Annotated in this window: 14 protein-coding genes; 9 read left to right on the forward strand and 5 right to left on the reverse strand. The window is 44.8% G+C overall.

Going from position 1 to position 11744, the window contains the following annotated elements; genetic code table 11:
- A complete protein-coding gene (gene pepF / locus DVG79_RS02815; protein ID WP_114595372.1) occupies positions 1-1803 on the forward strand; it encodes an oligoendopeptidase F in 1803 nt (600 codons plus the stop codon).
- A gap of 171 nt (positions 1804-1974) precedes the next feature.
- On the opposite strand, the gene DVG79_RS02820 is transcribed toward pepF, so the two are convergent.
- Positions 1975-2766 carry a DsbA family protein gene (locus DVG79_RS02820; RefSeq protein WP_114595373.1) on the reverse strand — a complete coding sequence of 264 codons (792 nt, stop codon included), beginning with the start codon at positions 2764-2766 and terminating at the stop codon, positions 1975-1977.
- Positions 2767-2858: 92 nt separating this feature from the next.
- A complete protein-coding gene (locus tag DVG79_RS02825; protein ID WP_233494512.1) occupies positions 2859-3434 on the reverse strand; it encodes a CYTH domain-containing protein in 576 nt (191 codons plus the stop codon).
- Positions 3435-3539: 105 nt separating this feature from the next.
- On the opposite strand from DVG79_RS02825, the gene yjbM reads away from it, so the two are divergent.
- The 3 genes from yjbM to DVG79_RS02840 are packed head-to-tail and all read left to right on the forward strand — an operon-like array spanning position 3540 to position 5903.
- Positions 3540-4190: a GTP diphosphokinase gene (gene yjbM, locus DVG79_RS02830; protein ID WP_034769792.1), complete on the forward strand. Its 651-nt coding sequence runs from the start codon at positions 3540-3542 to the stop codon at positions 4188-4190.
- A 10-nt stretch (positions 4191-4200) separates the two neighbouring features.
- Positions 4201-5004, forward strand: a complete 804-nt coding sequence (locus DVG79_RS02835; protein WP_114595374.1) for an NAD kinase — start codon at positions 4201-4203, stop codon at positions 5002-5004.
- Between the two features lie 17 nt (positions 5005-5021).
- Positions 5022-5903 carry an RluA family pseudouridine synthase gene (locus DVG79_RS02840; protein ID WP_114595375.1) on the forward strand — a complete coding sequence of 294 codons (882 nt, stop codon included), beginning with the start codon at positions 5022-5024 and terminating at the stop codon, positions 5901-5903.
- 45 nt (positions 5904-5948) lie between these two features.
- Here the strand turns inward: DVG79_RS02840 and DVG79_RS02845 are convergent, their stop codons facing one another.
- Positions 5949-7118, reverse strand: coding sequence for an FtsW/RodA/SpoVE family cell cycle protein (locus tag DVG79_RS02845; RefSeq protein ID WP_114595376.1), 1170 nt, complete (start codon positions 7116-7118; stop codon positions 5949-5951).
- 144 nt (positions 7119-7262) lie between these two features.
- Between DVG79_RS02845 and fabI the strand changes: the two genes are divergently transcribed.
- The gene (gene fabI / locus DVG79_RS02850) at positions 7263-8036 is read left to right on the forward strand and encodes an enoyl-ACP reductase FabI (RefSeq protein WP_114595377.1); all 774 of its coding nucleotides are present in this window, start codon (positions 7263-7265) and stop codon (positions 8034-8036) included.
- Positions 8037-8169: 133 nt separating this feature from the next.
- Positions 8170-8373, forward strand: coding sequence for a hypothetical protein (locus DVG79_RS02855; protein WP_114595378.1), 204 nt, complete (start codon positions 8170-8172; stop codon positions 8371-8373).
- A gap of 2 nt (positions 8374-8375) precedes the next feature.
- On the opposite strand, the gene DVG79_RS02860 is transcribed toward DVG79_RS02855, so the two are convergent.
- Positions 8376-8888: a YjcG family protein gene (locus DVG79_RS02860; RefSeq protein WP_114595379.1), complete on the reverse strand. Its 513-nt coding sequence runs from the start codon at positions 8886-8888 to the stop codon at positions 8376-8378.
- Positions 8889-9033: 145 nt separating this feature from the next.
- Between DVG79_RS02860 and DVG79_RS02865 the strand changes: the two genes are divergently transcribed.
- The 3 genes from DVG79_RS02865 to DVG79_RS02875 are packed head-to-tail and all read left to right on the forward strand — an operon-like array spanning position 9034 to position 10710.
- Positions 9034-9579: a phosphatidylglycerophosphatase A family protein gene (locus DVG79_RS02865; RefSeq protein WP_026827879.1), complete on the forward strand. Its 546-nt coding sequence runs from the start codon at positions 9034-9036 to the stop codon at positions 9577-9579.
- Complete coding sequence (locus DVG79_RS02870; RefSeq protein ID WP_114595380.1) at positions 9579-10217, forward strand: phosphatase PAP2 family protein; 639 nt, start codon at positions 9579-9581, stop codon at positions 10215-10217. Before DVG79_RS02865 ends, DVG79_RS02870 begins: the two co-directional genes overlap by 1 nt.
- On the forward strand, positions 10204-10710 hold the full coding sequence (locus DVG79_RS02875; protein ID WP_114595381.1) for an HAD family hydrolase: 507 nt from the start codon (positions 10204-10206) through the stop codon (positions 10708-10710). Before DVG79_RS02870 ends, DVG79_RS02875 begins: the two co-directional genes overlap by 14 nt.
- Positions 10711-10869: 159 nt before the next feature.
- On the opposite strand, the gene DVG79_RS02880 is transcribed toward DVG79_RS02875, so the two are convergent.
- Positions 10870-11742 carry a DegV family protein gene (locus DVG79_RS02880; RefSeq protein ID WP_114595382.1) on the reverse strand — a complete coding sequence of 291 codons (873 nt, stop codon included), beginning with the start codon at positions 11740-11742 and terminating at the stop codon, positions 10870-10872.
- Positions 11743-11744 lie beyond the last annotated feature (2 nt).

Consider the following 11744-nt stretch of genomic DNA (forward strand, 5'->3'; position numbering starts at 1 on the left):
ATGGCAGAAGTATTAACACGAAAAGACGTTAAGAACGAAGAAACGTGGAATTTAGAATCGATTTATGAAACGAACGAGAAATGGGAAGAGGAATTTGAGTCAGTGAAAGCAATGCTTCCTCTACTTGTTGAATATAAAGGGCGTCTTGCACAGTCGGATGCAACTTTATTTGAAGGACTTCAACTTCGTGACGAAATCTCAAGACGGCTGCATAAGCTCTATACATATGCACATATGCGTTACGATGAAAATACAGCGGATAGTTTTTATCAGGCGATGAATGACCGTGCCCGGACGCTGGCTTCGCAAATTGGTGCAACATTAGCCTTCATGACACCTGAGCTGTTGGAAGTTCCGGAAGAAACGATTGCCTCGTACTTGGATCAGAATCCGGATCTCGCACTTTACCGTCATGCGTTTGACGAGTTGAACCGTGAGCGGGAACACGTCTTATCGGAAGCGGAAGAGGCGATTCTTGCAAAGGCAGGAGAAGTCCTTGGACAGTCGGGAACGACGTTTGGCATGCTGAATAATGCGGATATGAAATTCCCGAAAATCAAAGGCGAGGACGGGGAAGAGGCAGAATTGACGCACGGACGTTTCATCACGTTCATGGAGTCAAAAGATCGTTCTGTCCGCGAAGCTGCGTTTAAAGCGATGTATGGGACGTATAGCCAGTATACGAATACCTTAGCTTCTACTTTAGCCGGTTCCGTCAAAAAAGATAACTTCTATGCCGAGGTCCGGAAGTTCAAAACGGCCCGCGAATCAGCATTACACGGAAACACGATTCCGGAGCAAGTATATGACGGGTTGATTGAAGCGGTTCATGAACACCTTCCGTTGTTACACCGTTATGTTGCTTTACGTAAACGGATTTTAGGCGTCGATGAATTGCATATGTATGATATGTATACACCGCTCGTCAGTGAAGTCGAGATGAAGGTGACGTACGAAGAAGCCAAACAGTTGATGGTGGATGGATTGGCTCCACTAGGACCTGAATACAAACATATTCTTGAAGAAGGTCTTGCGGAACGCTGGGTCGATGTCCGTGAAACACGTGGCAAGCGGAGTGGTGCCTATTCGTCAGGCGCATACGATACACAGCCGTTCATCTTGATGAATTGGCAGGATAACGTCAACAACTTGTTTACATTAGCACACGAGTTTGGTCACTCCGTCCATAGCTACTATACACGTCAGAATCAACCATACGCTTATGGTGATTATTCAATCTTTGTCGCTGAGGTAGCGTCGACGACAAACGAAGCACTCCTAAATGATTACTTGTTGAAACTTGTGACGGATAAAAACGAGAAACTGTACCTCTTGAACAACCAATTGGAAACATTCCGCGGAACGTTATTCCGTCAGACGATGTTTGCAGAGTTCGAACACCAAATTCATGAAGCAGCACGTCTTGGACAAGCGCTGACACCTGAATTCTTAACCAAGACGTATTACGCCTTAAATGAAACGTATTTCGGTGAGGGTATCGTGTTAGATGAAGAAATTGGTTTGGAATGGGCACGGATTCCCCATTTTTATTACAACTACTATGTCTATCAGTATGCGACAGGTATTTCTGCAGCTGCAGCGCTGACTTCACAAATTTTAGAAGAAGGGGAGCCGGCGGTCGAGCGATACATCAATAACTTCCTTAAAGCAGGATCAAGTGATTATCCGATTGAAGTCCTCAAGGCGGCAGGCGTCGATATGACGACGAAAGCCCCGGTTGAGGCGGCCCTCCGTCAATTCGAACGGGTACTCGATGAATTTGAAGCACTTCTCGGAGAATGACAATTTTGTGAAAAGATGAACAAAAGGCTTTCGAAGAGGAATATATTCGATTATACTAAACATGTGAAGCGAATCACATTCCCCCTGATGATTCTCTTTTCCCCCATCCGAGTTTAAAAGAACGACAAAGAAGCTGCTTCCGCGATTGACGTGGAAGCAGCTTCTTTTAAGTTAAGCATGGGCAGAATCTTTTAAATGACGCCATACTTTACCGTCACAATACGTCAGTGAAACGCATTTTTGTTGAAGCATTAACTTTTTCAATTCGTGTTCAACCTGCGCTTCTGTTGCATCATAGATAAATGCAATTTCAGAAGTAGTTGCGGTGTCATACCGTCTCAAGAATTGTTCGAGAGGAGGCTTTGCCTGTTTCTCAAACGGTTGTTCTAACAATTCGTTCAGAATCGATACATAAATCAAGTATTCGTAATGGCCTTCCGCCTTGATTGCTTCCTCATCTCCAACAAAAGCAAGCGTCGGGAGAATACGTACGTCCCAATCGGTCACCAGTTCAGTTTCCTTTTCGAGCATCAATTGAATGGTATCTGATTCGATATCACGATGGAATTCTGCTAAATCAAGACCAAATTCCGTTAATGCTTCTGCCAATCGCATCAGGGAAGAGCGCGAATAAGCGCTTTTTCCTTCGACATTATGCAACATGCGTAAACGACGCATGAATCGCATACCAAACGTTTTACCTTGCAATTCAATGGCTTTTAGAATCAGCAGAGGTGACATATCACACGCTGATCGCGAAGGCGCACAAGGAATTGTTGCAATTGTCCGAAGACGGAACAGATGACCGTATTCTAATTCTAATTTCTTGAGAACGGGAATCAACCGTAAACCATCCGTTTGTGTGATGTCTAGAAAATGATAGATTTCTAGTGGTTTTGTCGGTTGTTGAATTGATGGTTCGTCCAATGAACAATATGAACCGTTGCATTGTTCGTGTTCCATCCGTTCACCCCTTTTCTTTTTAATATCGTTACCCTATTTTAGCAACGAAAAAAAAGAAAGAGCAAAGGTTTTGCTTGTACATTTCTACACGATTAACGTGTAAGCGCTTTACGGTCCATAAAACGGACGATTTTATTTTTTGTTTCACGAAGGGGAATCTCGTTTGTTTGCAACAGTTCTTCGAACGCACGTTTACCGGCCGCGTAGTCTGTCACTTCAAATTCAAGTTCATAATCTGTGGTGCCTAAATACGTACTTTTATCTAAAACTAACAAACCGCTTTCCAGTTGTTTCTCGAATCGTTCTGTTTCAAGGCGCCCTAAATGTTCAAGTGAAGTCGTTAATTCGAATTTTTCCAACTGCTGATTCATTTCAGAAGAGTGGATCAAACCGTATTGAAATAAATCTTCCGCCTCTTGTTCGGACAAAGACACATGTGTTTCAAGTAACCCGTCGTCCTGTGGTTCTTTCAAAGTCAAAATCAAACCGGTCTTCTTTTCGCGAATGCGCAATGCAGCACCATGGCTACGAAGTTCAAACGTAGGTGTATCAAAATAGTCATTTGCTTGCCAAACAGAAGACCCGGATGTATTGTACCGTTCCATCAGTTTGGTATAATCCTTTTCGTTTAACAGGTTTTTAAATTCAATTTCCATTTCTTGTCTCATTTCCGACCACACCTTTCTAGTTGAATGCTTGAAAATATGATACCATGAATGGTGTAGTGGAACGAATTGAACTAACAATTTAGACTAAAAGTGGTGACAATAACGATGACAAAAGAAAATTGGGACTTATTTCTCGCACCGTATCAAATCGCAGTGGATGAATTAAAAGTAAAATTAAAAGCCATTCGAAAACAATTTCAACAACGTGGGGAACATTCACCGATTGAATTTGTCACAGGACGTGTCAAACCTGTAAAGAGTATCTTACAGAAGGCAGAACGAAAATCGATTGATATCGAGTTGTTGGAACAAGATATGCAGGACATAGCAGGTCTCCGGATCATGTGCCAATTCGTGGATGACATCATCCATGTCTTAGAACTGTTACGTTCACGGGGAGACTTTAAGATTGTCGAGGAACGCAACTACATTACACAAAAGAAGGAGAGTGGGTATCGCTCGTACCACATCATCATTGCTTATCCCGTCCAAACGATTGAAGGAGAAATCCCGACACTTGTTGAGATTCAAATCCGGACACTTGCAATGAATTTTTGGGCGACGATCGAACATTCTTTGAATTATAAATACCAGGGGAATATTCCCGAAGAGACACGGGAACGCTTGCGACGTGCGGCTGAAGCGGCGTTTCTGCTCGATGCGGAGATGAGTCAGCTGAAAGTAGAGATACAAGATGCTCAAGTCGTTTTACATGAACGAGAGGCGACCGAAGCAAAGAATCGAACAAAAGAGTAGGGGGATGACGATGCGTTTTGCGGTTACGGCTCGGGGCGATGAACGTTCCCATATGCTGAAGGAACAAGTAGAACAGGCGTTGATCGAACGGGGAAGTCATCGAGACGTCGTTACTCCGGAAATCGTGATTTCAATCGGCGGGGACGGTACAATGTTACAGGCCTTTCATTCTTATCTGGATCAGGTCGAGGAAATCACGCTGGTCGGAATTCATACCGGGCATCTCGGATTTTATGCCGACTGGAGACCGGAAGAAATGGATGAATTGATTCAACACATCGCGGACGATAACATAGCGACCGTTGAATATCCGCTACTTGAATTATCGATTGATTATGCAGACGGTTCGACGAATAAACTGTTGGCACTAAACGAATGTACGATTAAAAGTTTTAATCAGACGCTGGTCTGCGATTTGTCGATTCGTGGAGAATATTTTGAAACGTTTCGTGGTGATGGTCTGTGTATTTCAACCCCATCCGGTTCAACAGCCTACAACAAAGCACTGGGCGGGGCCATCGTGCATCCGGCGCTCGAGGCAATCCAGATCACAGAAATGGCTTCAATCAATAACCGGGTGTACCGGACGATTGGATCCCCGATGTTACTGCCGAAGCACCACGATGTCGAGATTCAACCGGTCAATCCGATTGATTTTCAATTGACATACGATCATTACGCATCGATTGTGCACCAAAATGTTAAGTCGATCCGTTGTCGTGTGTCCGATAAAAAAGTCAAATTCGCCCGATTCCGCTCTTTCCCGTTTTGGCAACGCGTCCGAGAATCGTTTTTAGCAGAAGAAAGAAGTTAATTAGAAGAGGTAACGTGATGGCATTTCAAATGGAACACCAGGTAACTTTAAATGAAGATGGCTGGAGTGTCGGTCATTTTTGTACGACACGCCTTCATATTTCCCGAAAAATGTTAGTTTCGATCAAGCACCACGGGGATATTTTACGGAATGGACAACATGTCAATGTCAACGAGCCCGTTCACGCAGGTGACCGGATTCATGTCCGGTTTCCTGACGAACAGCCTGCGCACGATATGCATGCGACGATTGGAGAACTTGATATTCTCTTTGAAGACGAGTGGCTGTTGATTGTCAACAAACCGCCGGGCATGGCTTCGATTCCGTCCCGACTCCATCCGGAGCGGTCATTATCGAATTTCGTACTCGGTTATTACCGGCAACATCAAATTCCATATGCGATTCACATCGTCAATCGGTTGGACCGGGATACGAGCGGTCTGGTCGTGTTTGCGAAACATGCCCTTGCACATTATCAGTTGAGCAAGATGCAACAGAATGGCTTGCTCGATCGCCGGTATGTGGCGTTGATTGAAGGATCAATCAAACCTCAGACGATTGATCTTCCAATCGGTCAAACCGATCATTCCTTCATGGAAAGAATGGTCCGGGAGGATGGTCAACAGGCGATTACGCATATCTTAACGAGTGAGCGGATTACTGCTTTTTCGCGTGAATTGTCCCGATTGACGATTAAACTGGAAACGGGCAGGACGCATCAAATCCGGGTACATCTCGCAGCACTTGGTCATCCGTTAGTCGGAGATACGATGTATAAAGGGACACCATTGATTGCGAGACAAGCATTACACAGTGCGTCTGCTACGTTTCCGCATCCGGGGACGGGTGAGATGATGACGTTCGTCGCACCGTTGCCGGACGACTTAAGTCTTGCGTGAATACCAAAAGAGTGGCACCCGACTGGATGCCACTCTTTTTTGACGTTAATCTTCATCAAACATCGAGATGCGGGACTGTGAAGCAATTGCCATGATCAAGCCGAGTCCAACCAAGTTAACAATCATCGTCGACCCTCCGTAACTAATGAAGGGAAGCGGGAGACCGGTGATCGGTAAGACCCCCATCGTCATACCGATGTTTTGGAAGATCTGGAATGTGAACATGGCGACGTAACCCGTTACGATATACGTTCCAAACGGATCTGCTGTTTCCAGCGCGATTTGTATCAACCGGTAGATGAACAGGAACAGGATAATTAGAACGACGGCTGCACCGATAAAGCCATAGTGAGCTGAAATCGCAGTGAAGATAAAATCGGTGTGCAGTTCGGGAACCGATACCTGCAGTTTTCCGTACCCGACACCAAACATCTGACCTGAACCGATGGCGTTAATCGACTGGACCAACTGATAGGAGAGGTCATCCGCATATTCGAACGGTTGTAACCAGGCCATAATCCGGTTCATTGCATGCCCCGGGAAGAAGGTGGCGAGTAAATCATTCTGGAAATAAAACAGATAAAAGAATCCGACGATCGCGACAGTCAACAACCCGAACATAGTGAGCAGCCATTTCCAGTTCAAACCGGACAGTAACATCGCACACGCTAAAATGACGCAGAGAATCAAGCCGATTCCTAAGTCAGGTTGAATGATGATCAAAGCAAGTGGAAGCAACGTAATCGCGACCATCTTGACTAACAGCAGGAAGTCCCGCTCATGTTGGACATACCGGGCGTTGTGTTCCGAAATGACGGCAGCTAACGTAACAATCAGAAAAAACTTCATGAACTCAGCCGGTTGAACGGTTCCGATGACCGGGAACTGATACCAGCCATAGGCTCCTTTAATGTTTGCGACCAACGGTGTACCGCGTAAAACAACGAGACCAATCAAAGAGATGATCCCTGCTCCATATAAGTACCAGTGAAAACGTTTCAGCTGCTCATAATCGATGAAAATGACGACAGACAATGCGATAAATCCGATGATATACCACTGAATCTGTTTGGCCATGAAATTGATTTCACTGATTGCTCCCTGTAAGAAAGGTTGCGCGGTATAGATTGCGATGACACTGATGACCATCAAACAACCGAGCAAAAAAAGCAACGTGTTATCATAACGTTGTGTAAATGATTTAAAACGGTTCATTCCATCCCTACTTTCTGTCTCTTTCTATATTACCGTAATTTATCAAAATCGCAATATCAACAGCGACAGTTGACAGAAGCGTTACGTTTTTGTAACCTAGACATAGGTGTTATTACCAGGTACTAATTTAAGGGGGAACTCATAATGAATATTTATCCTTCGCTTGAGGGAAAGACGTATGTTGTAATGGGTGTCATCAATCAACGGTCAATCGCATGGGGAATCGCACGTGCTCTTGATGCAGCGGGTGCAAGTCTTGCATTTACGTACGTCGGAGAACGCTTCAAGGCCCCGCTCGAAAAGTTAGGCCAAGAACTTTCACGACCGGCGACGTATTATACGTGTGATGTCACGAGTGATGCTGAAATCACACAAGTATTTGAAACGATTCATGCCGATCACGGACAGATTTCAGGAATCGCTCACTCGATTGCTTTTGCCGATAAAGAAGCATTACGTGGTGAATTCTCAGGTGTGACACGCGAACAGTTTGCACAAGCACTTGATATCTCGGCATACAGTTTGACGGCTGTCGTCAAAGCAGCAAAAGATTTCTTCACGGAAGATGCCTCTGTTATTACATTGACGTATCTTGGTGGCGAAAAGATGGTCCCGAACTACAATGTGATGGGCGTCGCGAAAGCGGCACTCGATGCAAGTGTCCGTTACTTAGCAGCAGAATACGGAAAGCAGGGTGTTCGCGTCAATGCGATTTCAGCCGGTCCGGTTCGGACGGTTTCTGCAAAAGGTGTCGGTGATTTCAATTCGATTCTTGAAAGTATCGAAGAGCGGGCACCACTTCACCGTAACGTCACGACAGAACAAATTGGTCAAAGTGGATTATTCCTCTTGTCCCAGATGTCGAGTGGTGTTACGGGTGAGATTCTTCACGTCGACAGCGGTTTCCATATCTTATAATATAATAAGAATTTTCGTTCATTTCGAACTAAACTGTCCAGTTAAAACCAAGGGAAACCTTGGTTTTTTGTTTTTCTTAAAGAGATTTTGGGAATAACAGAATAACGAGCTGAACTTTAGGGAGGGATATTCTATGTACCAGGTAGATTTCACGGTAGTCCAATATGTCAATCGGCAAGTCAGAGTCGATTTGGAGCGGAAAACAGAACCGGTCGCCCGCATCAATCCGATCAAGCGTGTCGAGCCGCATCATGCTGAACTGGAAGAACAAGCAAATGCTTATGGGGTTTTGCCAGAACTAAAACTTCCCGGTCGCAAGTTCGACCGGGAAGTTTGATGTTATTGACCTGTAAATCGGAACGTTTCGTACACACTCCATGAACCGTTTTCTAGTTCATACAGCAGAGCCATCTTGGTGACATCTTCTTGGAAACGGATATCTTCCATTTTCAATCGTTCGAGAACGTCGAATAATTCGACATCGGATAAATCTTGACCGATTGTAATGTGAGGTAAGAAATCATACTTCGGTGTGTGACTAAGATCACCCGAATGCAAGGCTTGATGTAATTGTTCCAATTCATCCGTCGGCATGACTTTTAAAAATAAGACATTATTCGTCGGATGGAAAGACCGCGCGCCTTGGATATGAAGTGAAACCGGTTTTGTTTGCTCTGCTACCTGATTGAGCGCTGCTACGATGGAATCAAGTTCGGCATCATCGACGCTGATCCGTTCTCGCATCGTAATGTGTGGTGTGATTAACGCATACTTGGAATCGTACCGTTTTCGGTATGAATTCGCAAAATCCTGAATTCGTTTCGATGGAAACAAAACTACCCCGATGTTCATCGAAAATCCCCTACTTTCCCCTGAAATGATAACGCTTTACAGGATAATCATGACGGATTATCGGCGTGATGTCAAAGAAGTTTGAGGGGAGAGCAGCAATCCGTGTATACTTGTGAAGAACTTTGTCAGAGAGGTGGATTTTGTCATGAAAGAAAAAGCACATTCTAAAGAAGTCAAACAAGCAGCAATCGATAAGTTGCATGAGCGAGGTGTCACGATTCATGCAATTGCTGAAATCGTGTATCAAATGCAAGCACCATACACGATTGAACTTACGCTTGAAACCTGTGTCAGCTCCGTGGAACGTGTTCTCGAAAAACGGGAGTTGCAGCATGCTATTCTCGTTGGGGCAGAACTCGATATTTTAGCCGAAAAAGGATTGTTATCTGAACCGCTTTTATCCATCATTCGTAGTGATGAAGGATTGTTTGGCGTCGATGAGACGATTGCAATTGGGGCTGTCAATACGTACGGTTCGATTGCCGTAACAACGTTTGGTTACTTGGATAAGGCTAAGATCGGGATTATCAAAGAACTGGATACAAAGGTCGATGACGGACGCGTCAATACCTTCATGGATGATATCGTAGCGGCAATTGCTGCCAATGCGTCCGGGCGTCTTGCACACCGATTACGTGATAAGGAAGATTACTCGGCCGAAGAACTTGAGCAACGGAAAGGGACGTATTGATGAAATTAAATCGAAAAGCTTTAGCTGTTTCAGGAATTGCGTTCGTCATCTTTCTCGGAATCGCTATCTCCATCCGGTTGACGGGCTATTTTTTATTTGACGCGCAACTGTCCAATCGCATGTCGAAACAAGTCCCGGCTGACTATGTCAGTTGGTTCACGCAGTTAGGATCAGGAGTAGGAGCCGTGACGGTAACACTTCTGTTAACCGCCATCAGTTATTATCTGTGGCGAGATCGCGTGGGAAGTATTTGGTACCTGTCGACCTTTTTAGCAGTGGCCGTTCTCAATCAAGTCGCGAAGGCGATTTTTGTCCGGGACCGTCCTTCCCTCAATGAACTGGTTGGCGGCGTCGGTTACAGTTTTCCGAGTGGTCACTCGTCAATGGCTTTTGCAGTGTACGGTGGGTTTTTGATTCTGAGTTGGCGGTTTTTAAACCGGGCCGGGAAAATCATTTTGGGAACCTTTCTTAGTCTGTTGATTTTAGCAATGGGTTCGTCACGTATTATCTTGAACGTGCATTACTTCTCGGATGTTGTTGGTGGTTTTTGTTTTGCTGCGTTCATCTTGTGCCTGTCCTATGCCTTCATCTCATCGCGACGTAAACAAAAGGAGACCGGTCATCATGTTATTAATTGATATCGATCACAGTCTGCTTTTTGATGAAACGGCGATGAAAAAGATTGCAGTCCCTACTTTATTAGTAGAGCGAATAGGAGAGGAAAAACGGTTCATGACGATGCGGACGCATTTGCGATTGAAACGTCTCGTTGAAAAGAACGCTTTGATTCCATTTACGAGCCGCACATTTGAGGGATTCCGGCATTTGGAGTTGTTTCAAATCGATGCGAAGCCGAAATGGTCTATTCTTGAGAGTGGTAGAACCTTGCTGAAGGATGGGAAACCAGATAAACGTTATGCAAACTGGTTACGACAATACGAAGAAAACCCTTCCCTGGAAACGGTACTCCGTTATTTAGAGGAAGTGGAGCAGTTCGATTGGACCGTTTATCCGGCAGAAGCATGGGAAAAACGAATCACTCGTCCGCATCAGACGATTTTGCGCCAAGAAGATGAAGCGACGATGCTTGATGATGTCTTTAAACAAATGAATGATTTGCAGCAAGGATAACACTTACCCGAATGGGGACACTTAATTCAAAGGTCCCATTCGGTTTTTTTGTGTAGATGGACTGTTGGGCACAAAAAAAGATGACTCCGATGTAATATCGGAATCACCTAATAAGCGGGGGCAGCGTCCAGAATAAAGGAAGTCGTTCAAGGTTACTTCTTATACGTTGACAGTCAAATCATCGAACCAGTACACACCAACGGTTTCCGATCCGGCGTGCGTGAGAATGGACGGACCAAACTGTGTAATCTCGATTGAAATCTGTGGCAATTTTGTTTGCAGCAAATCGCGTAATTGTTCGGCAGAAGACCGCGCAAGTGTATGGCCGATGTAAAGGGTCTGATTGTATAAACCAAACTGTTCGATTTTAGTAGCGATCTCGAATGACATTTCGTGAAAAGCTTTTTTAATCGACCGCACTTTTTTAAACGGAACCAGTTTACCGACCTCGTCGAACTTCACGATCGGTTTAATGTTCAGCATGTTGGCCAGTAAAAATTGACTGCTGGAAACACGACCACTTCGACGCATCGTCTCCATGTTGCCGATAATCAGATAGAAATGAGAGTGGTGCTTGAACTGTTCCAAGACTTGCATGACTTCTTCCGGCTGCTTACCAGCTTGCGCCATCTCGATGGAAAGACGTAACATGTTTTGTTGATTCGTAGCACCGGTGTAAGAGTCAATAGCATATAACTTAAAACCGACAGCATCCGCAGCGGCGACAGAACTGGCATACGTCCCACTTAAGCCGCTCGTGATGTGAACAGCATACGCATAATCATAACCGTCTGCTTGTAAACGCTCGTAAAGTTCAACCAACTCACCAAACGACGGTTGTGAAGTCGTCGGGATGACAGAAGAATTTTCGCGCATTTTTTGATCCAGTTGTTCAATCGACAGATCAGCATATTCCCGGTATGATTCTCCGTTGATGATGATGACTGTTGGTACGACATGGACTCCGAGTTTTTCAGCTTCCCCGGGTGGGAAAAAAGCCATACTATCGGTAATCCAAGCAATCTTATCCATTA

This window comes from Exiguobacterium sp. RIT594, assembly GCF_003339585.1.
GTDB lineage: Bacteria > Bacillota > Bacilli > Exiguobacteriales > Exiguobacteriaceae > Exiguobacterium_A.

Excerpts from the sequence above, each read along its gene's own strand:
- pepF (WP_114595372.1), top strand. The coding sequence starts at position 1 with ATGGCAGAAGTATTAACACGAAAAGACGTTAAGAACGAAGAAACGTGG.
- DVG79_RS02820 (WP_114595373.1), bottom strand. The coding sequence starts at position 2,766 with ATGGAACACGAACAATGCAACGGTTCATATTGTTCATTGGACGAACCA.
- DVG79_RS02825 (WP_233494512.1), bottom strand. The coding sequence starts at position 3,434 with ATGAGACAAGAAATGGAAATTGAATTTAAAAACCTGTTAAACGAAAAG.
- yjbM (WP_034769792.1), top strand. The coding sequence starts at position 3,540 with ATGACAAAAGAAAATTGGGACTTATTTCTCGCACCGTATCAAATCGCA.
- DVG79_RS02835 (WP_114595374.1), top strand. The coding sequence starts at position 4,201 with ATGCGTTTTGCGGTTACGGCTCGGGGCGATGAACGTTCCCATATGCTG.
- DVG79_RS02840 (WP_114595375.1), top strand. The coding sequence starts at position 5,022 with ATGGCATTTCAAATGGAACACCAGGTAACTTTAAATGAAGATGGCTGG.
- DVG79_RS02845 (WP_114595376.1), bottom strand. The coding sequence starts at position 7,118 with ATGAACCGTTTTAAATCATTTACACAACGTTATGATAACACGTTGCTT.
- fabI (WP_114595377.1), top strand. The coding sequence starts at position 7,263 with ATGAATATTTATCCTTCGCTTGAGGGAAAGACGTATGTTGTAATGGGT.
- DVG79_RS02855 (WP_114595378.1), top strand. The coding sequence starts at position 8,170 with ATGTACCAGGTAGATTTCACGGTAGTCCAATATGTCAATCGGCAAGTC.
- DVG79_RS02860 (WP_114595379.1), bottom strand. The coding sequence starts at position 8,888 with ATGAACATCGGGGTAGTTTTGTTTCCATCGAAACGAATTCAGGATTTT.
- DVG79_RS02865 (WP_026827879.1), top strand. The coding sequence starts at position 9,034 with ATGAAAGAAAAAGCACATTCTAAAGAAGTCAAACAAGCAGCAATCGAT.
- DVG79_RS02870 (WP_114595380.1), top strand. The coding sequence starts at position 9,579 with ATGAAATTAAATCGAAAAGCTTTAGCTGTTTCAGGAATTGCGTTCGTC.
- DVG79_RS02875 (WP_114595381.1), top strand. The coding sequence starts at position 10,204 with ATGTTATTAATTGATATCGATCACAGTCTGCTTTTTGATGAAACGGCG.
- DVG79_RS02880 (WP_114595382.1), bottom strand. The coding sequence starts at position 11,742 with ATGGATAAGATTGCTTGGATTACCGATAGTATGGCTTTTTTCCCACCC.